This window comes from Stenotrophomonas panacihumi, from assembly GCF_001431645.1.
GTDB lineage: Bacteria > Pseudomonadota > Gammaproteobacteria > Xanthomonadales > Xanthomonadaceae > Stenotrophomonas_A > Stenotrophomonas_A panacihumi.
The window spans coordinates 1-25,139 of record NZ_LLXU01000098.1 but is presented as its reverse complement, the minus strand read 5'-3'; the positions used below and the strand labels follow the sequence as shown (position 1 = coordinate 25,139).

The 25,139-nt window shown below is 70.6% G+C and carries 23 protein-coding genes and 1 pseudogene; 13 read left to right on the top strand and 11 right to left on the bottom strand.

Annotated features, from left to right (window positions below; genetic code table 11):
- The first annotated feature begins 259 nt into the window (after nt 1-259).
- The 4 genes from ARC20_RS12970 to ARC20_RS18015 are packed head-to-tail and all read left to right on the top strand — an operon-like array spanning nt 260 to nt 6,054.
- Nucleotides 260-2,938: a TonB-dependent receptor gene (locus ARC20_RS12970; RefSeq protein WP_081418189.1), complete on the top strand. Its 2,679-nt coding sequence runs from the start codon at nt 260-262 to the stop codon at nt 2,936-2,938.
- Nucleotides 2,939-2,978: 40 nt separating this feature from the next.
- On the top strand, nt 2,979-3,704 hold the full coding sequence (locus ARC20_RS12965; protein ID WP_161809491.1) for an SDR family NAD(P)-dependent oxidoreductase: 726 nt from the start codon (nt 2,979-2,981) through the stop codon (nt 3,702-3,704).
- Entirely contained in the window at nt 3,704-4,630 is a 927-nt protein-coding gene (locus ARC20_RS12960; RefSeq protein ID WP_057647774.1) for a 2-dehydro-3-deoxygalactonokinase, read from the top strand. The genes ARC20_RS12965 and ARC20_RS12960 overlap by 1 nt, the downstream gene beginning before the upstream one ends.
- Entirely contained in the window at nt 4,627-6,054 is a 1,428-nt protein-coding gene (locus ARC20_RS18015) for a 2-dehydro-3-deoxy-6-phosphogalactonate aldolase (protein WP_081418187.1), read from the top strand. The genes ARC20_RS12960 and ARC20_RS18015 overlap by 4 nt, the downstream gene beginning before the upstream one ends.
- 53 nt (nt 6,055-6,107) lie before the next feature.
- Here the strand turns inward: ARC20_RS18015 and ARC20_RS12950 are convergent, their stop codons facing one another.
- The gene (locus tag ARC20_RS12950) at nt 6,108-6,515 is read right to left on the bottom strand and encodes a hypothetical protein (protein WP_057647772.1); all 408 of its coding nucleotides are present in this window, start codon (nt 6,513-6,515) and stop codon (nt 6,108-6,110) included.
- A 108-nt stretch (nt 6,516-6,623) separates the two neighbouring features.
- On the bottom strand, nt 6,624-9,125 hold the full coding sequence (gene hrpB, locus ARC20_RS12945; protein WP_057647771.1) for an ATP-dependent helicase HrpB: 2,502 nt from the start codon (nt 9,123-9,125) through the stop codon (nt 6,624-6,626).
- A gap of 62 nt (nt 9,126-9,187) precedes the next feature.
- On the opposite strand from hrpB, the gene ARC20_RS12940 reads away from it, so the two are divergent.
- A complete protein-coding gene (locus ARC20_RS12940; RefSeq protein ID WP_057647770.1) occupies nt 9,188-9,994 on the top strand; it encodes a TatD family hydrolase in 807 nt (268 codons plus the stop codon).
- Nucleotides 9,995-10,006: 12 nt separating this feature from the next.
- Here ARC20_RS12940 and ARC20_RS12935 read toward each other — a convergent pair whose 3' ends face one another.
- Complete coding sequence (locus ARC20_RS12935; RefSeq protein ID WP_057647768.1) at nt 10,007-10,678, bottom strand: VOC family protein; 672 nt, start codon at nt 10,676-10,678, stop codon at nt 10,007-10,009.
- A 55-nt stretch (nt 10,679-10,733) separates the two neighbouring features.
- Entirely contained in the window at nt 10,734-11,636 is a 903-nt protein-coding gene (locus ARC20_RS12930; RefSeq protein WP_057647854.1) for a LysR family transcriptional regulator, read from the bottom strand.
- 94 nt (nt 11,637-11,730) lie between these two features.
- Between ARC20_RS12930 and ARC20_RS12925 the strand changes: the two genes are divergently transcribed.
- The 6 genes and pseudogenes from ARC20_RS12925 to purU all read left to right on the top strand — a co-directional run bounded on the left by ARC20_RS12925 (nt 11,731) and on the right by purU (nt 17,065).
- A complete protein-coding gene (locus ARC20_RS12925) occupies nt 11,731-13,002 on the top strand; it encodes an MFS transporter (RefSeq protein WP_057647766.1) in 1,272 nt (423 codons plus the stop codon).
- 2 nt (nt 13,003-13,004) lie between these two features.
- Nucleotides 13,005-13,385 (top strand): VOC family protein, encoded by a 381-nt coding sequence (locus tag ARC20_RS12920; RefSeq protein ID WP_057647764.1) that lies wholly within the window; start codon nt 13,005-13,007, stop codon nt 13,383-13,385.
- A 42-nt stretch (nt 13,386-13,427) separates the two neighbouring features.
- Entirely contained in the window at nt 13,428-14,261 is an 834-nt protein-coding gene (locus ARC20_RS12915) for an NAD-dependent protein deacetylase (protein WP_057647763.1), read from the top strand.
- Between the two features lie 89 nt (nt 14,262-14,350).
- A complete protein-coding gene (locus ARC20_RS12910) occupies nt 14,351-15,457 on the top strand; it encodes an NADH:flavin oxidoreductase/NADH oxidase (RefSeq protein WP_057647761.1) in 1,107 nt (368 codons plus the stop codon).
- A 27-nt stretch (nt 15,458-15,484) separates the two neighbouring features.
- Nucleotides 15,485-16,057: pseudogene (locus ARC20_RS12905) on the top strand (NAD(P)-dependent oxidoreductase); the annotation flags it as partial.
- Nucleotides 16,058-16,213: 156 nt separating this feature from the next.
- Complete coding sequence (purU, locus tag ARC20_RS12900; RefSeq protein WP_057647756.1) at nt 16,214-17,065, top strand: formyltetrahydrofolate deformylase; 852 nt, start codon at nt 16,214-16,216, stop codon at nt 17,063-17,065.
- Here purU and pncA read toward each other — a convergent pair whose 3' ends face one another.
- A complete protein-coding gene (pncA, locus tag ARC20_RS12895) occupies nt 17,066-17,692 on the bottom strand; it encodes a bifunctional nicotinamidase/pyrazinamidase (RefSeq protein ID WP_057647754.1) in 627 nt (208 codons plus the stop codon).
- Nucleotides 17,693-17,794: 102 nt separating this feature from the next.
- On the opposite strand from pncA, the gene ARC20_RS12890 reads away from it, so the two are divergent.
- The gene (locus ARC20_RS12890; protein WP_057647752.1) at nt 17,795-18,436 is read left to right on the top strand and encodes a DUF6766 family protein; all 642 of its coding nucleotides are present in this window, start codon (nt 17,795-17,797) and stop codon (nt 18,434-18,436) included.
- On the opposite strand, the gene ARC20_RS12885 is transcribed toward ARC20_RS12890, so the two are convergent.
- The 4 genes from ARC20_RS12885 to ilvD form a co-directional block, all read right to left on the bottom strand.
- Nucleotides 18,433-18,882 carry a low affinity iron permease family protein gene (locus tag ARC20_RS12885; RefSeq protein WP_057647749.1) on the bottom strand — a complete coding sequence of 150 codons (450 nt, stop codon included), beginning with the start codon at nt 18,880-18,882 and terminating at the stop codon, nt 18,433-18,435. The two genes, ARC20_RS12890 and ARC20_RS12885, sit on opposite strands and share 4 nt — an antisense overlap.
- A gap of 88 nt (nt 18,883-18,970) precedes the next feature.
- Nucleotides 18,971-19,147, bottom strand: a complete 177-nt coding sequence (locus ARC20_RS18660) for a hypothetical protein (RefSeq protein ID WP_237642589.1) — start codon at nt 19,145-19,147, stop codon at nt 18,971-18,973.
- Nucleotides 19,148-19,231: 84 nt separating this feature from the next.
- The gene (locus tag ARC20_RS12880; RefSeq protein WP_057647747.1) at nt 19,232-19,699 is read right to left on the bottom strand and encodes a hypothetical protein; all 468 of its coding nucleotides are present in this window, start codon (nt 19,697-19,699) and stop codon (nt 19,232-19,234) included.
- On the bottom strand, nt 19,699-21,537 hold the full coding sequence (gene ilvD / locus ARC20_RS12875; RefSeq protein ID WP_057647745.1) for a dihydroxy-acid dehydratase: 1,839 nt from the start codon (nt 21,535-21,537) through the stop codon (nt 19,699-19,701). The genes ARC20_RS12880 and ilvD overlap by 1 nt, the downstream gene beginning before the upstream one ends.
- Nucleotides 21,538-21,652: 115 nt before the next feature.
- Here ilvD and ARC20_RS12870 point away from each other — a divergent pair, with 115 nt between their 5' ends.
- The gene (locus tag ARC20_RS12870) at nt 21,653-21,919 is read left to right on the top strand and encodes a YkgJ family cysteine cluster protein (RefSeq protein ID WP_057647744.1); all 267 of its coding nucleotides are present in this window, start codon (nt 21,653-21,655) and stop codon (nt 21,917-21,919) included.
- Between the two features lie 35 nt (nt 21,920-21,954).
- Here ARC20_RS12870 and ARC20_RS12865 read toward each other — a convergent pair whose 3' ends face one another.
- Nucleotides 21,955-22,494 (bottom strand): gamma carbonic anhydrase family protein, encoded by a 540-nt coding sequence (locus tag ARC20_RS12865; protein WP_057647742.1) that lies wholly within the window; start codon nt 22,492-22,494, stop codon nt 21,955-21,957.
- Nucleotides 22,491-24,380 carry a tRNA uridine-5-carboxymethylaminomethyl(34) synthesis enzyme MnmG gene (gene mnmG / locus ARC20_RS12860; protein ID WP_057647740.1) on the bottom strand — a complete coding sequence of 630 codons (1,890 nt, stop codon included), beginning with the start codon at nt 24,378-24,380 and terminating at the stop codon, nt 22,491-22,493. The genes ARC20_RS12865 and mnmG overlap by 4 nt, the downstream gene beginning before the upstream one ends.
- Between the last annotated feature and the right edge of the window lie 759 nt (nt 24,381-25,139).

Sequence of the window (25,139 nt, the reverse complement as noted above, 5' to 3'; positions counted from 1 at the left end):
TAAGCAACAGGTTGACGGGCGAAACGGGCCACTCTCCGGGCCTGTTTCAGTTTCTACGTTGCGCTGCAGCGTGCGCGCCGAAATCATATTGCTATATTAGCTACACCACTGCCAAGTCGCAGTGCAGCAGTCACCGACGAATCACGCTGTATCGAAGGGCGGTATCACCGGGTGGACGAGGGGGGAGGGCGCGCGTCATGCGCCTTCGCCACCCCCGGCGGCGGCGCTTCGGTTCCTACATTGGGGGAGGGCCCAACACATGCGTAGCTTTCGACGTTCCACCTTGTTCACCGCCCTGGGCGCCTGCCTGCTGACGCCCTGCGTGGCGCTGGCGCAGTCGGCCGAAGCACCGCAGGCGCAGTCCGCGCCGGCCGCCGATTCGCAGGCCACCACGCTCGACGCCGTCACCGTGACCGGCATCCGCGGCAGCCTGGAAGCCTCGCGCGACATCAAGCGCGATTCGCCGCAGATCGTCGATGCCATCGTCGCCGACGACATCGGCAAGCTGCCCGACAGCAACGTGGCCGAATCGCTTTCGCGCGTGGCCGGCGTGCAGCTGGAACGTGGCATGGGCGAGGGCAGCGACATCCTCGTGCGTGGCTTCAAGGAAAACGTGCTGCTCTACAACGGCCGCCAGATCGTCGATGCCACCGGCCGCGGCGGCAACGGCCTGGACCAGCTGGCCACCTCCACCTACGGCCTGCTCTCGCTGGTGCCGTCCGAACTGATCTCGCGCCTGACCGTCACCAAGCTGGCCGGCGCGGACCAGATCGCCGGGGGCCTGGGCGGCATCGTCGACATCCAGACCCGCCAGCCGCTGTACGGCGATGGCGAGCAGAACGTGGTCAGCCTGGCCGGCACCTATGACGAGCTGTCCGATGCCTACGGCCAGAATGCCTTCGCGCTGTTGTCCACGCGCACCGACGACCGCCGCTTCGGCGCGCTGATCTCGGCGACTTACAGCAAGCGCGAGGTCGTGCAGCAGGGCCTGGATACGTTCTCCGGCTACTCGCGCTTCAACGACCCGGCCGACCCCACCCAGGTGCGCTTCGGCAGCACCGACATGCGCGCGCAGAACATCGACGACGACCGCGACAAGGTCGGTGCCAGCGTGGTGCTGCAGTGGCGCCCGGTGGACGGCGTGGAAATCACCTCCGACACCTTCTATTCGCGCCAGGACGCCAAGCGCGACCGTTACTGGATCGCCTTCAACCCGTCCGCGGGCCTGACCAACGCCACGTATTCGGACCACGACATCCTGCTCGCCGGCCGTTCCACCGGCACCGTGCTGCTCAACAGCGAAGTGGCCGACATCGACTCGGACATCTTCTCCACCGCGCTGACGGCCAAGTTCCGCGTCGGCGACCAGCTCGACGGCTCGGTCGAGGCCGACTACGGCAAGTCCACCGCCCGCTACGACCAGCACTACATGCGCCTGGCGCCGATGGCCGGCCTGACCTCGATCACCGATTTCGACCTGCGTAGCGGCAACTTCGGCAGCTTCAACGTCAGCGGCGTGGACGTCACCGACCCGTCGCAGTGGCGCATGACCATCATGTTCGACAACGACTGGCGCGCGGAGACCGACACCAAGGCGCTGCGCACCGACTGGAGCTGGGCGTTCAACGACGGCCCGCTGCGCTCGCTGGACTTCGGCGCGCGCTTCAACCGCCTGGAGAGCCTGCAGAACCCGCTGCGCGCCGACATCCGCCCGACCGGCGGCATCCCGGTCACGCAGATGAGCGACTACATCCGCCTGTACAGCAACTTCGACTTCATGCCCGGCGAGTTCGCCGGCCTGCCACGCGAATACCTGGGCGCGTATCGCGGCGCGTTCGGCGGCTGCGACACGTTCACCAACATCCCGGCGATCTCGCAGAACGCGCAGTGCCTCAACCCGGGCAGCAGCACGCTGGCCTACGGCTCCACCTTCAGCGTGGACGAGGACTTCCTGGAAGCCTATGCCAAGCTCAACTGGGACACCCAGCTCGGCGACATGGGCCTGACCGGCAACGTCGGCGTGCGCTTCGTGCGCCGCGACCTGGATTCGCGCGGCAACGTGCTCGGGGGCGACGGCAGCGTGACGCCTTCCGTCTTCAGCCGTCGCGACGACGAGGCCCTGCCCTCGGCGGTGGCCAAGCTGCAGCTCACCGACACGCTGGTGCTGCGCGGCGGCGCGGCGAAGGTGGTGGCGTTCCCGAATACCGAAGACCTCAACAACGGCGTCACCCTCAACAACAACGCGGTGTTCGACGCCAACGGCGTGCAGACCTCGTTCGGCACCGGCACCGGCGGCGCGCCGGACCTGGATCCGTTCAAGGCCAACCAGTACGACCTCTCGCTGGAGTGGTACTACGGCGGCCAGGGCGTGCTCTCGGCCGGCCTGTTCTACAAGGACGTGTCCACCTTCATCGTGCAGCAGCAGAGCGCGGAGGTGTACAACAACGTCAACTACCTGGTGCTGCGCAAGATCAACGGCGACAAGGCCAAGGTGAAGGGCGTGGAGCTGCTGGCGCAGGTGCCGTTCACCGGGATGCTGGATGGCTTCGGCGTGGTGACCACCTACACCTACATCGACTCGGAAACCCCGATCACCGACATCACCGGCAACGCGATGACGTTCCCGGGGCTGTCGAAGAACAACGTCAACCTGATCGGCTATTACGAGAACGGCCCGTTCGGCGTGCGCCTGGCCTACAACTGGCGCGACAAGTACCTGGTCGGCCTGTCCAGCGCGGCCACCGGCATCTACAACGACACCTACAAGGACCTGTCGGCCACGCTGAGCTACGATTTCAGCGATCGCCTGTCGTTCAAGCTGGAAGGCAACAACCTGCTCGACAGCGAACAGCGCACCTTCGACGGCTACGACGAAGGCCTGCGCACCAACGTGGTGTTCGGCCGGTCCTACAAGGCCAGCCTGACCTACCGGTTCTGACGACACACGGAGGCGACGGGCAACGATGGCGGATGGCGTGATGCACGGTGAGGTGGTGCTGGTCAGCGGCGCGGCCAGTGGCATCGGCGCGGCGGTGGTGCAGCGGCTGCGGGCCGAAGGGGCGCGGGTGGCGGCCCTCGACCGGCAGCCGGTGGACGGCGCCGATGCCAGCGCCCAGGCCGACCTGCGCGCGGGCGAGGCCGTGGCGCAGGCGGTGGGGCAGCTGGTATCGGCGCTCGGCCCGGTGACCTCGCTGGTGCACTGCGCCGGCGTATGCCCGGCCGGCGGCACGCTGGACGACGACGATGCGCTTTGGCTGGATACCTATTCGGTCAACGTGCTTGGCGCGCTGCGGCTGATGCGCCAGGTGGTGCCCGGCATGCGCGCGCGGCGGCACGGCGCGGTGGTGCTGGTGTCATCGATCAACGCGCGTTTCGCCACGCCCACGCTGGCGGCCTACGCCGCCTCCAAGGCGGCGCTGGAGGAGATGGCGCGCACCGCGGCGCTGGAATTCGCGCCGGACAACGTGCGCGTCAACGTGATCGCCCCGGCCTCGGTGGATACGCCGATGCTGCAGGCGTCCTTTGCCCGCGCCGACGATCCGGACGCCGCGCGGGCGCGCAACGTGCAGCGCCATCCACTCGGCCGCCTCGGAACCCCCGGGGATGCCGCCGAGCTGGCGCTGTTCCTGGTTTCGCCGCGCAGTGGCTGGATCACCGGCGGCACATTTCCCCTGGATGGCGGGGCGGGAGTCACGAGACGATGATGGGGGACAAGGACGGCGGCGGCATCGTCGGCGTCAACTGGGGCAGTTCGAATTTCCGCGCGTTCCTGATCGGCGACGACGGGCAGGTGCGCGATACGGTGGAACAGCCGCGCGGCATCGCCGGGCTGGACCGCGCGCAGATGCAGGCACTCATCGCCGAGGTGGCCGCGCGCTGGCCGCAGGCCACGCGCTGGTATGCCAGCGGCATGATCGGCTCGAACATCGGCTGGAGCGATGCCGGTTACGTCGATTGCCCGACCGGGCTGGCGCAGCTGGCCGCGCACCTGCATGAGGTGCGCATCGGCGAGGTGCCGGTGGCGATCGTGCCGGGCCTGGCCTGCCGCCGCGCGGTGGACGATGCGCCGGACATCATGCGCGGCGAGGAGACCGAGTTGCTCGGGCTGATCGCCTCCGGGCACGTGCCCGCCACGGGCCTGGTCGCGCTGCCGGGCACGCACAGCAAGTGGGTGCGCCTGCGCGACGGCGCGGTCGTGGATTTCATGACCGCGATGTCCGGCGAAATCTTCGACCGGCTCACCGCCGCGGGCCTGCTCGCCTCGGTGGTCGATGGCCCGGCGGAAGCGGGCGATGCCTTCCATGCCGGCCTGAAGGCAGGGCACGACAGCGGGCTTGGCCTGGGCACGCTGCTGTTCGGCGCGCGTGCGCGGGTGATCCGCCAGGACCTGCCCAAGCGCGACGGCGCCTCCTATCTGCGCGGCCTGTTGATCGGCGCCGAGCTGGCCGACGTCGCACGGCTGTGGCCGGGCGCGCTGGCGGGCACGCTGCCGCTGGTGGGCGCCGCGCCGGTGTGCGCGCTGTACGCCGCCGGCATGGCGGCCCTGGGTGGGCACGCGCAGCAGATCCTCTCCCACGATGCGGTCACGCGTGGCTTTGCCGCGCTGCACGCCGAAGCGGTCGCGGCATGAGCACGTTCGACGAGATCCTCGCGCAGGCGCCGCTGGTGGCGATCCTGCGTGGTTTGCACGAAGACGCGATCGACGTGGTGCAGGCGTTGTACGACGCCGGCGTGCGGGTGGCCGAGGTGCCGCTCAACTCGCCGGATCCGTTCACCACCATCGCCACGCTGGTACGCCATTTCGAAGGCCGCATGCTGATCGGCGCCGGCACCGTGCTGCGGGTCGCCGAGGTGGAACAGCTGGCGGCGCTCGGCTGCGCGTTCTGCGTGTCGCCCAATACCGATGCGGCGGTGATCCGCGCGACGGTGGCGCACGGCATGGTGTCGATGCCGGGGTTCTCCACGCCTTCGGAAGCGTTCGCCGCACTCGCCGCGGGCGCCCGGCACCTGAAGGCGTTTCCCGCGCATGGCGCGGTGCCGCGTTTGTCCGCCTTGTCGGCGGTGCTGCCGAAGGGCGTGCAGCTGGTGGCGGTGGGCGGCGTGGAGGCGAGCGAGCTGGAAGCGCTGCGCGCGGCCGGTGTCACCGCCATCGGCGTGGGGTCGGATCTCTACAAGCCAGGCCGCGCCGCCGAAGAGGTCGGCGCGCGGGCACGCGGTTGGCTGGACGTGCTGCGGCAGCGCCCGCCACGCGCCGAACTTGCATGCAACCCGCAGGCGCTGGTCGGCGAATCGCCACGCTGGCGCGAGGGCGAGGTGGTGTGGCTGGAGCCGACCGCCCCGGCGCTGCTGCGTTGGGATGGACGGCAGTGCACGCGCACGCCGCTGGCCGAACCGGTGTGGTCGCTGGCGCTGCACGACGGGCAATGGGTGGGCAACAGCGAAGGCCACTTCCTGTCGATGAGCGCCGAAGGCGTCATCACGCCCGGCCCGGAGATCGACCTGGGCCCGGGTTGCCGCCTCAACGACATGACCGTCGACGCGCGCGGCGGCCTGTGGGGTGGCTCGATGCATCGCGGCCTGCTCGCCGGCAAGGGCGCGCTGTTCCATGCACCGGGCCCGTCGGCGCCTGCCCGCCGCGTTGCCGAAGGACTCGGCGTGGCCAACGGCATGGTGTTCTCGCCCGACGGCCGCACGCTGTTCGTCATCGACACGCTCGCGCGCACGCTGCTGGCCTATCCGGCCGACATCGTCGCCGGCACGCTCGGCGAGCCGAAAGTCGTGACGGATTTCCTCGGCGTGCCCGGCAAGCCGGACGGCCTGGCGATGTCGCCGCAGGGACGGCTGTGGGTGGCGATGTGGGGCGGCCACGCGGTGGTCGAACTGGCCGACAACGGCGCGGTGCTGCGCTCGGTCGCCATTCCGGCGCCGCACGTGGGCGCGTTGTGCTTCGCGCCGGACGGCCGGCTGTTCGTCAGCACGGCGCGAGCGCGGCTGTCGCCGCAGGCGCTGGCGGCGTATCCCGGCTCGGGCGGCCTGTTCGTCATCAGCCCCTGAAACGAAGAACGCCGCGACAAGCGCGGCGTTCTCCTGCTGCGACGGCGGGGCGATCAGGCGCCGGCTTCGTCACTCGGATCGACCACGCGGCCGCGATAGTGCTGGCGGGCGGCACGGCGCGCATTGGCGTTGCCGGTCTGCTCGATCCGCTGCGCGCTGCCGTCGATGGCGGCGGCGTCGCGCTGCTTCTTCTTGCGGTACAGCGCATAGGCGATCAGGCCGACACCGGCGGCCGCCGCGGCGATGGTCACTGCCGGGTTGCGACGCGCGAGGCGGCCGGCGACCTTGCCGCCGGACTTCACCGCGCCGAGCGCCGCGCCGGTCTTGATCCAGTCCATCGCCTGCGGGGCGACGTGGTCGCGCAGGTTGCTGCCGGCATGGCGCAGGCCGTCGCCGGCGCTGGAGGCCAGGTCCATCGCGCGTTCCAGCGCCCGGTCGGTGATCACGGTCAGTCTGCTCATGGCGGGGGATTCCTTGGTTCGACGGCTATGGGCGCCCAGTGTCGAGGGCGGGACGTATAGACGATGTCAGTACGCCGCCCCGGCGATGTCCCCGCGCTGAACCGGCGCTCAGGTGCCGCGCGGCTTGGCGCGGTGCGTGGCGGTGGCGCTCCACGGGTCGTCCGGCCAGGGATGCTTGGGGTAGCGCCCCTTCATCTCCTTGCGCACCTCCGGGTAGGTGTTGCTCCAGAAGCTGCGCAGGTCCTGGGTGACCTGCAGCGGGCGACCGCCGGGCGAAAGCAGGTGCAGGGTGAGCGGCACGCGGCCATCGGCGACGCGCGGGGTGTCGGCCAGGCCGAACAGTTCCTGCAGCTTCACCGCCAGCACCGGCGGTAGCGGCGCGTCCTCGTGGTCGAGCGCGTATTCGATGCGCCGCTCCATGCCCGAGGGCACGGTAATGCGGGTGGGCGCGTGGCGGTCGACCAGCTGCCGCTGGGCCCAGGGCAGCGGCGACTTCAGCGCCTCGCCCAGTTCCTCCTCGCCGAGCGCATCGAGCCGGCGCTTGCCGGCGAAGGCCGGCTTGAGCCAGTCATCCAGCGTGGCGAGCAGCGCTGCCTCGCCGTAATCGGGCAGTTCCAGTTCCGGCATCCACTGGCGCAGCGACTGCACGCGGGCCCGCCACTGCCGCAGGCCTTCGGTCCACGGCAGCGCGTCCAGGCCCAGTTCGCGCACCGCCTCGGTGAGCGCGGCGGCGGCATGCGCCGGGTCCACGCTGCCGGCCGAGCGGCTGTCGAGCACGATGCGGTCGAAGCGGGTTTCGCGCAGCGCCACCAAGGCACGGCGTTCGGCGTCCCAGCGCACCGTGTCTTCCTGCACGAAGCGGTCGGGAAATTCGCGCCGCAGCCAGCGCTCGTCCACGGGCGCGGCCCGCAGCACCAGGCCGTCGCGCGCTTCGAAGCGCAGCTCGCTGGCGACCAGCCACGGCTCGCCGCGCAGGTCGCTGTTGTCGAACAGGCGCGCGCTGCGGCCGTTGGCCAGCAGGTAGCGCAGTGGATCGGTGGGATGGCGCGCGGCGATGCGGTCGGGGAAGGCGTGCGCGAGCAGGTCGCCGAGCTCGTGCGCCTCGATGTCGTCCGGCGACGTGGCCTCGCAGCGCACGCGGCGGCGCCACTGCTTGGCGGCGGCATCGATGGCGGCCAGCCCGCCGCGATTGGCATCGGCCGGCGCGCGGCCGCGACGGAACGCGGCCAGGGCACGCCAGCGCGCGGCGAGGGCGTCGCCGCCCTGGCGCAGCGGATCGCGGGCTTCGATCAACGCCGCCAGGTCGCAGGCCAGCGCCTGCGCGCGTGCGCCCTTGGCCTGCAGCAGCATTGCCGCCAGCCGCGGATGCGTGCCCAGCGCGAGCATGCGGCGTCCCAGATCGGTGACGGTGCCGCCGGCGCCGAGCGCGCCCAGGCGTTGCAGCAGTTCGCGCGCGGCGGCGAGCGCGCCGGGCGGTGGCGCATCGACGAAGCGCAGCGCATCGGAGCCCCACGCCGCCAGTTCCAGTGCCAATGCCGCCAGCTCGACCTGGCCGATCTCCGCGCGCCGCTGCGCTTCCAGTCGCTGCGATTGCGGCCACAGCCGGTACGCCCAGCCGGGCGCCACGCGCCCGGCGCGGCCGGCGCGCTGGTCGGCCGAAGCTTGCGAGATGGTGGCTGTTTCCAGCCGCGAGAAGCCGCTGTTCGGGTCGTACGCCGGCTCGCGCGCCAGGCCCGCATCGACCACCACGCGCACGCCCGGCAGCGTCACCGAGGATTCGGCGACGTTGGTGGACAGCACCACGCGGCGGCGGCCGTCGGCATCGGGCTGCAACACGCGGGTCTGCTGTTCCAGCGGCAGTTCGCCATGCAGCGGCAGGACCTGCACCGCGGGATCGAGCACGCCTTCCAGCGCCGCCTGCACGCGCGCGATCTCGCGTTGGCCGGGCAGGAACACCAGCACGTCGCCCGGATGCTGCGCCAGGGCCTGTTCCACAGCGCGCCGCGCCTGCGGCTCCAGCGCTTCGTCGCGGCGCACAGGGAAATGCGCAATCTCCACCGGGAAACTGCGTCCCTCGCTGGAAAGCCGCGGCGCATCGAGGAAGCGGGCGAGGCGTTCGCCATCCAGCGTGGCGGACATCACCACGATGCGCAGGTCTTCGCGCAGTTGCGATTGCACGTCCAGCGCCAGCGCCAGGCCGAGGTCGCCGGCCAGGTGGCGCTCGTGGAATTCGTCGAACAGGACCGCGGCCACGCCTTCCAGCAGCGGGTCGTCCTGGATCATCCGGGTGAGGATGCCCTCGGTGACCACCTCGATGCGCGTGCGCGCGCTGGTGCGGTTCTCGAAGCGGATGCGGTAGCCGACCGTCTCGCCGACCTCCTCGCCCAGCTGCCGCGCCATGAACGTGGCGGCGCTGCGCGCGGCGACGCGGCGCGGTTCCAGCATCACGATGCGGCGGCCCTCGCGCCACGGCGCATCGAGCAGCGCCAGCGGCACCTGGGTGGTCTTGCCGGCGCCGGGTGGCGCTTCGAGCACCAGCCGCGGATGCCGCAGCAGGCTGTCGCGGATCTGCGGCAGCAGCGGGGAGATCGGGAAATCGGGGGTCGCCATCGTGACAAGGATAAAGCCCGCGCCCGCTACAATGCCGCGCTTTCCGATTCCGCTCCCCGGCCATGCAACTGATCGACATCGGCGCCAACCTCACCCACGACTCCTTCGACCGCGACCGCGACGCCGTGCTGCAGCGCGCCCGCGAGGCCGGCGTGTCGGCGATGGTGGTGACCGGCGCCAGCCGCGAGCACTCGCCGCTGGCGCTGGCCCTGGCGCAGCGCCATCCCGGCTTCCTGTACGCCACCGCCGGCGTGCACCCGCACCACGCGGTGGAATACACCGAGGAGTGCGATGCCGAGATGCGCGCGCTGCTCGCGCACGAGGAAGTGGTGGCGGTGGGCGAGTGCGGCCTGGATTACTTCCGCGATTTCTCCCCGCGCCCGGCCCAGCGCCGCGCGTTCGAGCGCCAGCTCCAGATCGCCGCCGACCTGGCCGCCGCCGGCAACCCGAAGCCGCTGTTCCTGCACCAGCGCGACGCGCACGCCGATTTCCTCGCGGTGATGAAGCAGTTCGAAGGCCGCATCGGCGCGGCGGTGGTGCATTGCTTCACCGGCACGCGCGAGGAAATGTTCGACTACCTCGACCGCGACTGGTACATCGGCATCACCGGCTGGCTGTGCGACGAGCGTCGCGGCGAGCACCTGCGCGAGCTGGTGAAGCACATTCCCGCCGAGCGGCTGATGATCGAGACCGACGCGCCGTACCTGCTGCCGCGCACGCTCAAGCCGATGCCCAAGGACCGGCGCAACGAGCCGATGTTCCTGGCGCATATCGTCGAGGAACTGGCGCGCGACCGCGGCGAGGACGTGGCCACCAGCGCGGCGATCACCACGGCCGCCGCGCGCGCCTTCTTCCGCCTGCCGGGCTGAGCCGCCCGCCGCTCATGCGGCGACCAGCTCCCAGCCTTCCGCATCGCGTAGCCGCAGTCCCGGCTGGCGTGCGCTCACCGTGAGCCGCAGGCCGCGTGCCCATGGCAGCTGGCGGCGTTCGGGGAACCAGCGGCGTTGTCGCTCGACCACGATCAGCAGGCCCTGGTGGTCGCCCAGCGGCGCGAAGTCCGTCGAAGCTTCGCCGCCGAGCGGGCGGGCATCGAAATGATTGGCGAGGCTGCGCATCACCGCCGCGACGTCCGCGCTCGGCAGGCCCACTTCGCTCAGGCATTGGATCTCCGCGCCGCTGAAGGGGCCGCTGCGGGGTGATGCGTCATCGAGCGCGCGGCGGCCGATCAGTTCCAGCACCGCGCCGTCGGGCCCGGCGAAGTACACCGATTCGGATTGCCACGCCCCGTCCAGGCGGAAGCGCGCCTCGCCGAGCGGGTCGCGCAGCAGCGGCGCGCGCGCGGCCAGCCATTCCACCGCGGCGCCGAAGCGCGCGTGCGGCACGTTGAACGCCAGGTGCAGGCAGCCGACCGCGCCGCTGGCCGGCACCAGTTCGATCTCGCTCCAGCCGGCGCGCACGCGCGTGCCGTGCAGCGGCAGTTCCAGCACGTCGCGGTAGAAGGCCGCGCTGGCGGTCGGGTCCAGGGAAGGCAACAGCAGGTGCAGCAGGCGCATGGGGGTGTCCCGACGAAACGAGGACGCCATTGGACGGCCTCAACCGAAGTTGAGGTCAAGGCACCTGCGGCGTGGCATGCGCCAGCTCCCACAGGTGGCGAACCACCGGCGTGTTCGCGCGCGTGGCGGGGTGCGTGGCCAGGGCCAGGCGCGCCAGCGGCACGCGGCCTTCGATGGGGAGGTAACGCACGCCGGGCAGCTGCATCTGCGCGGTGGAGGCGGGCACCACCGAGACGCCGAGTTCGGCGGCGACGAGGTTGACGATGGACGACATCTGCGGCGCTTCCTGGGTGATCTGCAGGCTGAAGCCGGATTCGCGACACACCGAGAGGATCTCGTCATAGAGGCTGCTGCCGAAGCTGCGCGGGAACAGGATGAAGGGCTCGCCGGCGAGCGCGCGCAGCGGGGCACGTTCGCGCTGCGCCAGCGGATGCGCGGCGGGCACGGCGATCAGCATGGGCTCGTCGGGGAAGCGCATCAGGTCCAGCCCGGCCGGCAGCGCGGACGGCGTGTAGCGGATGAAGGCGGCATCGAGCCGGCCGTTGCGCAGCGCCTCCAGCAGCCCGGCGGTATTGGTTTCCTCCAGCACCAGCTGCACCTGCGGCCATTGCCGGCGGAAGTCGCGGATCAGGCGCGGCACGCGCGGGTTGAACGCGGCCGAGGCGGTGAAGCCCAGCCGCAGCCGCCCCGCCTCGCCGCGCGCGATGCGGCGCGCGGTATCCGCGGCGCGCTCCACGTCGGCCAGCACGCGGCGCACTTCGACCAGGAAGGCTTCGCCGGCTTCGGTCAGTTCAGCGCCGGCATGGGTTCGGCGGAACAGCGGCGTGCCCAGTTCGCGCTCCAGCGCCTGGATCTGCTGGCTCAGCGGCGGCTGTCCGATCCCCAGCCGGGCCGCGGCGCGGGTGAAGTTCGCCTCCTCGGCGACGGCCAGGAAATAGCGCAGGTGGCGCAGTTCCATCATATTCACCAGATATGGAGACTGCCTGCATCATATATTGGACAGGGGGTCAGGCGGGGCGAACAATGGCGCCACCCCACCGATCCGCGCTGTCGTGAACACCTCCGCTCCCGCCGTGGCCCGCCCCGGCGACCTCCCCACCGCCACCTTGCTGCGCATCCGCATCGCGCTGTTCCTGGCCGGCTTCGCCACCTTCTCGCTGCTGTACAGCGTGCAGCCGCTGCTGCCCGAGTTCGCGCGCACGTTCCATGTCGGCGCGGCGGCCAGCTCGCTGCCGCTCTCGCTGGCGACCGGTGCGCTGGCGATCGCGATCTTCTGCGCGGGCGCGGTGTCGGAAAATCTCGGCCGGCGCGGCCTGATGTTCTGCTCCATCGCGCTGGCCGCGGTGCTCAACATCGTCGCCGCCTGGCTGCCGCATTGGGGTTCGCTGGTGGCGGTACGCACGCTCTCCGGGCTCGCCCTGGGCGGCGTGCCGGCGGTGGCGATGGTGTACCTGGCCGAAGAACTGCCGGCCACGCGGCTGGGCGCGGCCACCGGCCTGTATGTCGCCGGCAACGCCTTCGGCGGCATGACCGGGCGCATCGCCATGAGCGTGCTCACCGACCACTTCGGCTGGCGCAGCGCGCTGACCGCGCTGAGCGTGGTCGACCTGCTGTGCGCGGTCGGTTTCGTGCTGCTGCTGCCGCCTTCGCGCCACTTCCTGCGCCGCCATGGCGTGAACCTCGGTTTCCACCTGCGCGCCTGGGGCGGGCACCTGCGCGACCGCCACCTGCCGTGGCTGTTCTCGCTGCCGTTCCTGCTGATGGGCTGCTTCGTGAGCGTCTACAACTACGCGGGCTTCCGCCTCGGCGGGCCGGAGTTCGGGCTCAGCCAGAGCCAGATCGGTTTGATCTTCGGCGCCTACGTGTTCGGCATCGTCAGCTCTTCCATCGCCGGCTCCGCCTCGGACCGCTTCGGTCGCGGCCCGGTGGTGCAGGCCGGCGTGGTGTGCGCCATCGCCGGCGTGCTGCTCACGTTGGCGCATGTGCTGGCGCTGGTGATCCTCGGCGTGGTGCTGCTCACGATCGGCTTCTTCATCGCGCACTCGGCCGCCAGTGCGTGGGTCGGCCGGCTGGGCGGCGAACATCGCAGCCATGCGGCGTCGCTGTACCTGCTGGCGTATTACGTCGGCGCGAGCCTGATCGGCTCGGTGAGCGGCAGCTTCTGGCAGTGGGGCGGCTGGAATGCGCTGGCCGCGTTCTGCCTGGCGCTGCTGCTGGTGGCGCAGTTCGCCGCGCATGTCCTGCGCCGTGGCGCGCGCGACGCCCTGCCCGCGCCCGCCCACCACGACGCGCGGGCCGGCGCCACTTCCACCCGCGGGGCCTGAGCATGCGCATCGACCGCCTGGACCACCTCGTCCTCACCGTCGCCGACGTGCAGGCCACCTGCGATTTCTACCAGCGCGTGCTCGGCATGGAGGTCGTCACCTTCGGCGAGGGCCGCAAGGCGCTGTCGTTCGGCTGGCAGAAGATCAACCTGCATACGGCCGGCCGGGAGTTCGAGCCCAAGGCCTTGCAGCCCACGCCGGGCTCGGCGGACCTGTGCCTGGTGACGGGGATGCCGCTGGCGCAGGCCCAGGCGGAGATCGAGGCCTGCGGGGTGACCATCGAGGAGGGCCCGGTGCCGCGTACCGGCGCGCGCGGGTCGATCCTGTCGATCTATTTCCGCGACCCGGACGGCAACCTGATCGAAGTCAGCAACTACGTCTGAGCCATGCTTGTGCCGGCGCGGTGCCGGCCTCATCTGCAGGACATGACGTCTCCCGATGCCCTGCGCGAATTCATCGAACGCCACGAGCGCCTGTTCGTCCTGACCGGCGCCGGCTGCAGCACCGCCTCCGGCATTCCCGATTACCGCGACGCCGACGGCGGCTGGAAGCGCGCGCAGCCGGTGACCTACCAAGCCTTCATGGGCGAGGCCGCCACGCGGCGGCGCTACTGGGCGCGCAGCCTGGTCGGCTGGCGGCATTTCGGCCAGGCCCGTCCCAATGGCACGCATCACGCCTTGGCCTCGCTGGAAGCGCAGGGCCGGCTCGGGCTGCTGCTCACGCAGAACGTCGACGGCCTGCACCAGGCGGCCGGCAGCCGGCAGGTGATCGATCTGCATGGCCGGCTCGACCAGGTGCGCTGCATGGGCTGCGAAGCGCGCCTGCCGCGTGCCGACTTCCAGCACGCGCTGGAAGCGGCCAACCCGCGATGGACGCTGCTCGACGCCGGCCAGGCACCGGATGGCGACGCCGACCTGGAGCAGGCCTCGTTCGACGACTTCGTCGTGCCGGCCTGCCCGCACTGCGGCGGCGTGCTCAAGCCGGACGTGGTGTTCTTCGGCGAAAACGTGCCGCGCCCGCGCGTGGCCGATGCACAGGCCGCGCTCGAACACGCCGATGCGGTGCTCGTGGTCGGCTCCTCGCTGATGGTGTATTCCGGCTTCCGCTTCGTGCAGGCCGCCGCGCGCGCGGGCCTGCCAGTCGCCGCGCTCAACCGCGGGCGCACCCGCGCCGACGACCTGCTCTCGCTCAAGGTCGAGCACGACTGCGCCGACGCGCTGGCCTTCCTGCACGCGCCGGTGGAGCACGCGACGCAGTGATCCAGCCGCGCGGTTGATCGCCCGGGGCCACGGCGCTGCAATGGCGCATTGCCCGCCACCCCCACGGCGGCTTGCACCGGAGTATTCGTTTGAGCGCTCTTTTTTCACCGCTGGCGCTGGGTTCGCTCACGCTGGCCAACCGCATCGTCATCGCCCCCATGTGCCAGTACTCGGCCGAGAACGGCCTGGCGAACGACTGGCATCGCATCCACCTCGGCACGCTGTCGCAGTCCGGCGCGGGCCTGCTGATCCTTGAAGCGACGGCGGTGGAGCCGCGTGGCCGCATCTCGCATGCCGACCTGGGCCTGTATGACGAAGCCACCGAAGCCGCGCTCGCCGACGTGCTCGCCTCGGTGCGCCGCTATTCGCCGATGCCGCTGGGCGTGCAACTCGCGCATGCCGGCCGCAAGGCGTCCACCGCGAAGCCCTGGGAAGGCGGTGGCTCGATTGCCGCCGACGCGCCGAATGGGTGGCCGACCGTCTCCGCCTCCGCATTGCCGTACGACGTGGGCCACGCCACGCCGCAGGCGCTGGATGCCGCCGGCATCGACGCGGTGGTGGAAGCCTTCGCCGCTTCCGCGCGCCGCGCCGAACGCATCGGGCTGGAACTGATCGAGATCCACGCCGCGCATGGCTACCTGTTGCACCAGTTCCTCTCCCCGCTCTCCAACCAGCGCGATGACGACTACGGCGGCTCGCTGGAGAACCGCATGCGCCTCACCCTGCGCGTGCTCGACGCGGTGCGCGCGGCGGTATCGCCGGCGGTGACGGTGGGCGTACGGATCTCGGCCACCGATTGGGTCGAGGGCGGCTGGGATGTCGCGCAGAGCATCGCCCTGTCGCGCAAGCTGCAGGCGCATGGCGCGGCCTACGTGCATGTTTCCAGCGGCGGCCTGGACCCGCGCCAGCAGATCACCCTCGGCCCGGGCTACCAGGTGCCGATGGCCGAGGCGATCCGCGCGCAGGTGGAGATTCCGGTGATCGCCGTCGGGCTGATCACCGAGCCGGCGCAGGCCGAGGCAATCCTCGCCGAAGGCCGTGCCGACGCGATCGCACTGGCGCGCGGCATCCTCTACGACCCGCGCTGGCCATGGCACGCGGCGGCGGAACTCGGCGCGCAGCTGCATCCCGCGCCGCAGTACCTGCGCTGCGAGCCGCGCCAGGCGCGTGGCCTGTTTGCCGCGCCCAGTGCGTAGCCGATAGCAACAAGGACAGGGGGAACGATGGCGATTGGATTCCTGGGGCTCGGCGCAATGGGCCGCGCGATGGCGGCCAACCTGCTGGGCGGCGGCCATGCGTTGCGCGTGTGGAACCGCGATGCGGCCAAGGCCGATGCGTTCGCGCACGACCACGCGCAGGCCACGGCGGTCAGCACGCCCGCGCAGGCCGCGCACGGACAGGTGCTGTTCTCGATGCTGGCCGATGACGTGGCCGCGCGGCAGGTGTTGATCGACGGCGGCGTGATCGACGCGCTGCCCGCCGGCAGCGTGCACATCAACATGGCCACGATCTCCGTGGCGCTCGCGCGCGAGCTCACCGTGCTGCATGCCGAACGCGGCGTGGCGTACCTCGCCGTGCCGGTGCTCGGCCGTCCGGACGTGGCCGCGCGTGGCCAGCTCAACCTGCTGGCCGCCGGCGACGCGCTCGCGCTGGCGCGCGTGCAGCCGCTGCTGGACCTGCTCGGCCAGCGCACCTGGCATCTGGGCGCGGAACCGGCACAGGCCAACGCCGCCAAGCTCGCGGCGAACCTGTGCATCGCCAGCGCGATCGGCACGATGGCCGAGGGCGCCGCGCTGCGCGCCGAACTCGATGCGGCCATCGCCAGCGGCGAAGGCGACTCGGCGGTGCGGGCGGAAGTGGCCGCGCGGCGCGCCGGGCAGGGCTGAGGGGCGGGCGCACGGTTGCGTCTGCAAGTGTCGCGGCGCGGCGAGCGCGCTGGCTATGATCGGCCGATGCGCCCCGATTACATCCTCACCCTGTCCTGCCCCGACCGCACCGGCATCGTCTACCGGGTGACCGGGCTGCTGTTCGAGCTGGGCTGCAACATCCTCGACGCACAGCAGTTCGGCGACGAGGACAGTGGCCGCTTCTTCCTGCGCGTGCATTTCGACAGCGATGCCGCACTCGCGCCGGAGCGCCTGCGCAGCGCCATCGAAGCACTCGCGGCGGATTTCGCGATGGACTGGCGCCTGCATGACGCGCGCCGACGCGCGCGCCTGCTCGTGCTGGTGAGCCGACAGGGTCACTGCCTCAACGACCTGCTGTTCCGCGCGCACAGCCGCCAGCTGCCGGTGGATATCGCCGCGGTGGCATCCAACCACGAGGACTTCGCGCCACTCGCCGCCTCCTACGGCGTGCCGTTCCATCACCTGCCGGTCAACGCGGGCAACCGCGTCGAACAGGAAGCGCGGTTGCAGGCGCTGGCCACGCGCGAGCGCGTGGACCTGGTGGTGCTGGCGCGCTACATGCAGATCCTCTCGCCTGCGCTCTGCCTGGCGTGGGCGGGCCGCGCGATCAACATCCACCACAGCTTCCTGCCCAGCTTCAAGGGCGCGCAGCCGTACCACCAGGCGCACGCGCGCGGGGTCAAGATCATCGGCGCCACCGCGCACTACGTCACGCCCGACCTGGACGAAGGCCCGATCATCGAACAGGACGTCGCGCGCGTGGACCATGCAATGCACCCGCGCGAACTGGTGCGGCTGGGCAGCGATGTCGAATCGCTGGTGCTGGCGCGCGCGGTGCGCCGGCATGTCGAGCATCGCATCCTGCTCAACGGCCACCGCACGGTGGTGTTCCGCTAGTTACTCGATGCGGATGCCGGCACGTTCCAGCGCGATGCGCGTATCGGCATCGTTCGCGGCATCCACCGGGCGGGTCAGTTCCCACAGGAAGCGCACGCGCAGGCCGGCGGCCGCGGCATCCTGCGCGCTCCACAGCACGCAGTAGTCGCGCGCCAGCCCGCAGACATGCACCTCGGTGATGCCGCGCTCGCGCAGCCAGCCGGCCAGGCCGGTGGCCGGGCGCTCGCCCCCGGGGCCGTGGTTCTCGCGGAACGCGCTGTAGGAATCGACCTGCATGCGCGTGCCCTTGCGCAGGATCAGGTCGGCCCGGTCCCAGTCCACCCCCGGGTGCAGCGCCGCGCCGGGCGTGCCCTGCACGCAGTGGTCGGGCCACAGCGTCTGCGGATGCCCGTGCAGCGAGATCTGCGCGAACGGCGCGCGGCCGGCGTGTTGGCTGGCGAAGGAAGCGTGCGTGGGCGGGTGCCAGTCCTGCGTGGCCACCACGGTGGCGTAGCGCCGGGATGCCAGCAGCGCGGCAATGGGCGCGACGAGGGCGTCGCCGTCGGCGCAAGGCAACGCGCCGCCGGGCATGAAATCGGGTTGCAGGTCGATGACGAGCAGGGCGGTGTCGGCGGCGAACTCGGGCATGGCGAACGGCGTGGGCGAGGGAGACGCCAGCCTAACCGTCTTCATCGGTCCTTGCGCGCGGCGCGCGGACACTGCGCGGCATCATGACGCAGGAGCGTGGCGATGTTCTGGCGCCGCAATGGCTTGTCGATCACCCTGGCGGCGCTGGCGGTGCTGTTCCTTTCCGGCCAGGTGTTGGCCGGGCACGCTGCCTTGAATGAAGCGCTCGCCCGCGCCCATCAGCCGCTGCTCGGGCTCTGGGCCTATCTGCATACCGGCCATTTCGTGTCGGCGACGTTCGAGAACTGGGAAAGCGAATTCCTGCAGATGGGCATGTACGTACTGCTCACCGTGCGGCTGCGCCAGGCGGGCTCGGCGGAATCGCGTCCGGTGGATCCGGGCGAGGAGCACGAGGATATCGACGCCGGGCCGACCCCCTGGCCGGTCCGCAAGGGCGGGGCGTGGCTGTGGCTGTACAGCCACTCGTTGTCCATCGCGTTCGGCCTGCTGTTCGCGATGAGCTTCACCCTGCACCTGCTGGGCAGCTGGCGCGCGGCGGTGGCCGAGCACCTGCGCGAAGGGCTGCCCGTGGAAAGTCTTTGGGCCCACTTCACCAGCGCCGACTTCTGGTTCGAATCGATGCAGAACTGGCAGAGCGAATTTTTGGCCGTGCTGTCGCTGGTGGTGTTGACGATCTGGCTGCGCGAGAAGGATTCGCCGCAGTCCAAGCCGGTACCGGCGCCGCACGCGCAGACCGGCGACTAATCCGGCTGCCTGGGGGCGTCGTCGGTTTCCAGCTCGTCGTCGCGGCAGGGCGAGGCGATGCCGCGGCCGCGCGAATTGCGGTCGCGCGCCTTCGTGGCGAGCGCTTCGTAGCGCTGGCGGATACGTTCGAGCTGCTTCTCGTCCAGCTCTTCCATGTTGAGCAGCAGGTTGTCGGCGGCATGCGTGGCGCGGATCAGCTCGTCGAGCTTGAGGTGCAGCGCGGCGGTGTCCGAGTTCTGCGTGTGCTGGATCAGGAACACCATGAGGAAGGTGATGATCGTGGTGCCGGTGTTGATGACCAGCTGCCAGGTGTCGTTGAAGCCGAAGATGGGCCCGCTGATGCCCCACACGATCACGATGCCCAGCGCGCCGGCGAACACCCAGGGCGAGCCTGCCGCGGTGGATGCCTTCTTGGCGAGGGTGTTGAACAGTTTGCGAATGCTCATGGCCGCTTCAAGAGAGCTGGCGGGATCGCCGTGGCGGCAATGTCGCCCGATGTGGATCGAAGCGGCGTCAACGTCCGCGCCGCCGGGTTCAGCCGGCGGGAGGCTTTTCGTAATCGTCAGGTTCGGCATGCCCGCGCTCGCGCGGCTCGTCGGGCATGTCGTGGTCTTTCCAGCGCGCGGTGTCGGTGCGGTGCCGGTCGGGGGTATGCGCCTTTTCCTGGTCGCTGGCGGGACCTTCGGGTTTGCGGTCCGTGTTCATGGCCATGCTCGCTTGGGAGAACGAGTGGCCAGCATCACCGCGGGGCTGCTAGGGGCGCGTGCAGCGCGGGTGAGGGGCGTGTCTGCCCGGTCAGGGGGTCCAGCGTCGCGCCGGATCGCGCTTGAGCTGCTTGATGTACTGCACGCGCCGCAGCCGCAGTGCCGACCAATCCGCGTCGATGGCGACCATCCGCACCGGTTCCAGGCCGAGCTCGCCGGCGCGGTCCCAGCCGCTGTCGCGGTTGAACTCGCAGCGATAGCGGCGCGAGGTCTGCTTCGGATAGGCGATCCACAGCACCGCATCGCCCGGGCAATGGGTCGCCAGCGCCTGCAGGCGCGTGTCCAGCTCTTCCTGGGTGATGGCGAACGCCAGGCCGAAGCCGGCCTCGCCCTCGGCGCGCTCGCGCGGCTTCGGGGCGGGCCATGGTTCGAACAGGTCGCGCACGTCGTCCGGCACGCCCAGCCACAGCGCCGGGGTGCCGGCGCGCAGGTTGAGCTTGCGCAGCAGCGGGGCCAGTGCGGCCTGGCCGTCGTCCGGATCGGGCGCGGCCGGGCTCATCATCCGTCCAGCAGCGCGCGGTCGCGGACCGCGCCCTTGTCGGCGCTGGTGGCCAGCAACGCGTAGGCCTTCAGCGCGGTGGTCACCTTGCGCGCACGCGCGGCGGCCGGCTTCCAGCCCTGCGCGTCCTGTTCCAGCCGGCGCGCGGCCAGCGTGGCGTCGTCCACGAGCAGGTTGATCGCGCGGTTCGGGATGTCGATCAGGATGCGGTCGCCATCGCGCACCAGGCCGATGGTGCCGCCGGCCGCCGCTTCCGGCGAGGCATGGCCGATCGACAGGCCCGAGGTGCCGCCGGAAAAGCGCCCGTCGGTGAGCAGCGCGCATTGCTTGCCCAGCCCCTTCGATTTCAGGTAGCTGGTGGGGTAGAGCATTTCCTGCATGCCGGGGCCGCCCTTCGGGCCTTCGTAGCGGATCACCACCACGTCGCCGGCCGTCACTTCATTGGCAAGGATGCCCTTCACCGCGGCGTCCTGGCTTTCGAACACGCGCGCGCGGCCTTCGAAGACGTGGATGGATTCGTCCACGCCGGCCGTCTTCACCACGCAGCCATCGACGGCGAGGTTGCCGTACAGCACGGCCAGCCCGCCCTCCTGCGAATACGCATGCGGCACGTCGCGGATGCAGCCCTCGCTGCGGTCCAGGTCCAGCGAAGGCCAGCGCGTGGCCTGGCTGAAGGCGACCTGGGTCGGGATGCCCGCCGGCCCGGCGCGGTAGAAGGTGTGCAACGCTTCGTCATCGCGGTCGGACACGCTCCACTGCGCGATGGCATCGCCGAGGGATTTCGCGTGCACGGTGGAGACATCGGTATGCAGCAGGCCACCGCGCGCCAGCTCGGCGAGGATCGCCATGATGCCGCCGGCGCGGTGCACGTCCTCGATGTGGTACTTCTGCGTGTTCGGCGCCACCTTGCACAGCTGCGGCACGCGCCGCGAGAGGCGGTCGATGTCGCGCAGGGTGAACGGCACCTCGGCCTCCTGCGCGGCGGCCAGCAGGTGCAGGATGGTGTTGGTCGAACCGCCCATCGCGATATCCAGCGTCATCGCATTCTCGAACGCCTCGAACGTGGCGATGCCGCGCGGCAGCGCGCCTTCATCCTCGCCGCCGTACCAGCGGTGGCACAGTTCCACCGCCACGCGGCCAGCGCGCTTGAACAGCGCCTCGCGGTCGGCGTGGGTGGCCAGCGTGGTGCCGTTGCCCGGCAACGAGAGGCCCAGCGCTTCGGTGAGGCAGTTCATCGAGTTGGCGGTGAACATGCCCGAGCACGAGCCGCAGGTGGGGCACGCGCTGCGTTCGTACTCGGCGACCTTCTCGTCGGAGGCGTTGCTGTCGGCGGCCACGACCATGGCGTCGATCAGGTCCAGGCCGTGCGAGGCCAGCCGCGTCTTGCCGGCTTCCATCGGGCCGCCGGAGACGAACACCGTGGGGATGTTGAGCCGCAGCGCGGCCATCAGCATGCCGGGGGTGATCTTGTCGCAATTGGAGATGCACACCAGCGCATCGGCGCAGTGCGCGTTGACCATGTACTCGACCGCGTCGGCGATGATCTCGCGGCTCGGCAGCGAATAAAGCATGCCGTCATGGCCCATCGCGATGCCGTCGTCCACGGCGATGGTGTTGAACTCCTTGGCCACGCCGCCGACCTGCTCGATCTCGCGCGCGACCAGCTGGCCAAGGTCCTTGAGATGGACGTGGCCGGGCACGAACTGCGTGAACGAGTTGGCGATGGCGACGATCGGCTTGTGGAAGTCGTCGTCCTTCATGCCGGTGGCGCGCCACAGCGCGCGGGCGCCGGCCATGTTGCGGCCGGCGGTGGAAGTGCGGGAGAGATATTCGGGCATGCGGGCGGGGAAGGCTGGCTTGGAGCGGAGTGCACTTCCCTTATACGGGATTCCCTTGGTTGCCACTGAAACCGTGGTGCACGGGCGAAAACCCGGCGGGCGGTAGAATCCGCGCATGCGCGACTGCCTCTCCTGCCGCGATGGCTGCGGCGCCTGCTGCATCGCGCCGTCCATCACCTCCGCCCTGCCCGGAATGCCGAACGGCAAGCCGGCGGGCGTGCCGTGCGCGCAACTGGATGCGGACATGCGCTGCCGGGTGTTTGGCCGGCCCGAACGACCGGGCTTTTGCGGCAGCCTGCGGCCGTCCGCCGACATGTGCGGCGATTCGCGTGAAGAGGCGTTGTCGCTGCTGGCGGCGCTGGAGCTGGCCACCCGGCCCTGAGCGGTTGCGTCTGGAGCGGCATCAGCCGCGACGCCTCACCCGGCCAGGTATTTGTCCTTCAAGCGCACGTAGTGCTGCGCCGAATATTCCAGGCTCTCGATTTCCTTGTCGCTGAGCTTGCGCGCGAACCGCGCCGGGTTGCCCAGCCACAGCTCGGCCTCGCCGACCTGCTTGCCCGGCCCGACCACCGCGCCGGCGCCGACGAAGCCGTACTTGCCGACGCTCGCCCCATCGAGGATGCAGGCACCCATGCCGATCAGGCTGTAATCGCCGATGGTGCAGGCATGGATGATGGTGCCGTGGCCGACGGTGACGCCTTCGCCGATCAACGTCGGGTAGCCGCCCTTGTTGAACGGGCTGTGGTGGCTGACGTGGATGATCGTGCCGTCCTGGATGTTGCTGCGCGCGCCGATGCGGACATAGTTCACGTCGCCGCGGATCACCGTGCCCGGCCAGATCGAGACGTCGTCGCCCAGCACGACATCGCCGATCACCGTGCTCGCGGGGTCGACATAGACGCGCTCGCCGAGTACCGGGAGCTTGCCGTCGAAGGGGCGCAAGGGCGAGACGCTCATGCGGCGCTCGCGCGCCGCGCGCGCTCCAGGTGCACCAGCAGCAGCGAGATCGCCGCCGGGGTCATGCCGGGGATGCGCTGCGCCTGGCCGATCGTCGCCGGGCGCACGCGTTCCAGCTTCTGCGTCACCTCGGCCGAGAGCCCGCGCACGCCGGCGTAATCGAAGCCTTCCGGAATGGCGGTGTTTTCATGGCGTTGCTGGCGCTCGATCTCGCCGCGCTGGCGGTCGAGGTAGCCGGCGTACTTCACGCCGATCTCCACCTGCTCGGCCACCTGCGCGTCGTCCACGCCCGGGCCCAGCGAAGGCACGCGCATCAGCTTGGCGTAGTCCAGCTCGGGGCGCTTGATCAGGTCCAGCACGTTGGTTTCGCGGCTCACCGCCACGCCCAGCGCCTGTTCGACCTCGCGACCCAACGCGTTGCCCGGCGTCGCCCACAGTGCCTGCAGGCGCTGGCGCTCGCGTTCCACCGCCTCCTGCTTGGCGCCGAAGCGCGACCAGCGCGCTTCGCCGACCAGGCCGAGTTCGCGACCCACCGGGGTAAGGCGGACGTCGGCATTGTCCTCGCGCAGCTGCAGCCGGTATTCGGCGCGGCTGGTGAACATGCGGTACGGCTCGGTGGTGCCATGGGTGATGAGGTCGTCCACCAGCACGCCGAGGTAGGCCTCGTCGCGGCGCGGCGACCACGCCGGCAGCTGGCGCACGTGGCGCGCGGCGTTGAGGCCGGCGAGCAGGCCCTGCGCGGCGGCTTCCTCGTAGCCGGTGGTGCCGTTGATCTGCCCGGCGAAGAACAGGCCCTCGATGAGCTTGGTCTCCAGCGAGGGCTTCAGGCCGCGCGGGTCGAAGAAGTCGTATTCGATCGCGTAGCCGGGCCGGGTGATGTGCGCGTGCTCGAAGCCGCGGATCGAACGCACCAGCGCCAGCTGCACGTCGAACGGCAGCGAGGTGGAGATGCCGTTCGGGTAGATCTCGGTGACGTCCAGCCCCTCGGGTTCGACGAAAATCTGGTGGCTGGCCTTCTCGGCGAAGCGCACCACCTTGTCCTCGATGGAGGGGCAGTAGCGCGGGCCGATGCCTTCGATCTGCCCGCTGTACAGCGGCGAGCGGTGCAGCGCGCCGCGGATGATCTCGTGGGTCTGCTCGGTGGTATGGGTGATCCAGCAGCTGACCTGCGCCGGGTGTTCGTCCACCGAGCCGAGGAAGGACATCACCGGGCGCGGGTCGTCACCGGGCTGTTCCTCCATCACCGCGTAATCCAGCGTGCGGCCGTCGATGCGCGGCGGCGTGCCGGTCTTCAGGCGGTCCACGCCGAACGGGCGCTCGCGCAGGCGCGCGGCCAGGGTGGTCGCGGGCGGGTCGCCCATGCGGCCGGCGGCGTACTGGGTCGGGCCGACGTGGATCTTGCCGGCCAGGAAGGTGCCGGCGGTCAGCACCACGGCCGTGGCGTCGAAGCGCAGGCCGGTCTGGGTGATGACGCCGCGCACGGCATCGCCTTCGATGACCAGGTCGTCCACCGCGGCCTGGAACACGGTGAGGTGGTCCTGCGCCTCGACGATGCGACGGATCGCGCTGCGGTACAGCGCGCGGTCGGCCTGGCAGCGGGTGGCGCGCACGGCCGGGCCCTTGGAGGCGTTGAGCGTGCGCCACTGGATGCCGGCCTGGTCGGCCGCATGCGCCATGGCGCCGCCGAGGGCGTCGATCTCCTTGACCAGGTGGCCCTTGCCGATGCCGCCGATGGCCGGGTTGCAGCTCATCGCGCCCACGGTCTCGATGTTGTGGGTCAGCAGCAGCGTGCGCGCACCGGTGCGGGCGGAAGCCAGCGCGGCTTCGGTGCCGGCATGGCCGCCACCGATCACGATCACGTCGTAGCGGTAGAAGGAGTCAGTCATGGCGTCAGGGCCCTGCGGGGCCGGCAGTATGGACGGGGCGAGGGACGCCGCGTCGGGAAATCGGGCCGATTCTGTCGGCTAGGTCACATTTTACGAAACCTGCCCTCAAGTTGGCACGCTTCCTGCGGATAACCCGATAGCACCCAATCGTGGCAATGCGACACAGGGGCGTAAGGCTGGAATTGGAACAGGGGCCAGCCAGGCGCACATTGGGGAAGCGCGGGGCCGGTAGTCGGGGGACTGCCGGCCCTTTTTTTATCCGGGGTCTGGACCCGCAAGCCGCGCCGGCACTGGCGCGCGATCTTCCTGCAGCCCAAAAGACGAAGCCCCGGCGGGGGCCAGGGCTTCGCTGTGTTTGGCGCCGACGTCCGACAGGGCCGGAACAGGGGGGATCCAGATTTCCCTGTCGGACATCGACATTGAAACGGAAGGTGCCGAAGGCTGGGTCAGAAACCGACGCAGTGGGTCACCCGTGGGCCTAGCTTGGGGCCTGCGCGAACGCCGCGCAAGCCCCCGGTCAGTGCAAATGTGCCGTTCGTCGCACCGACGCGCCTAAGCCCTGAACCGATCAGGGTTCGACCTTCTGCACATGCGGCGCCGTCTGCTTGGGCTGTGCCTGCCGGACCGACGGACGCGGCTGCGACGGACGCGGCGCGCTGGGATAAAAAAAGGGCCGGCAGTCCCCCGACTACCGGCCCCGCGCTTCCCCAATGTGCGCCTGGCTGGCCCCTGTTCCAATTCCAGCCTTACGCCCCTGTG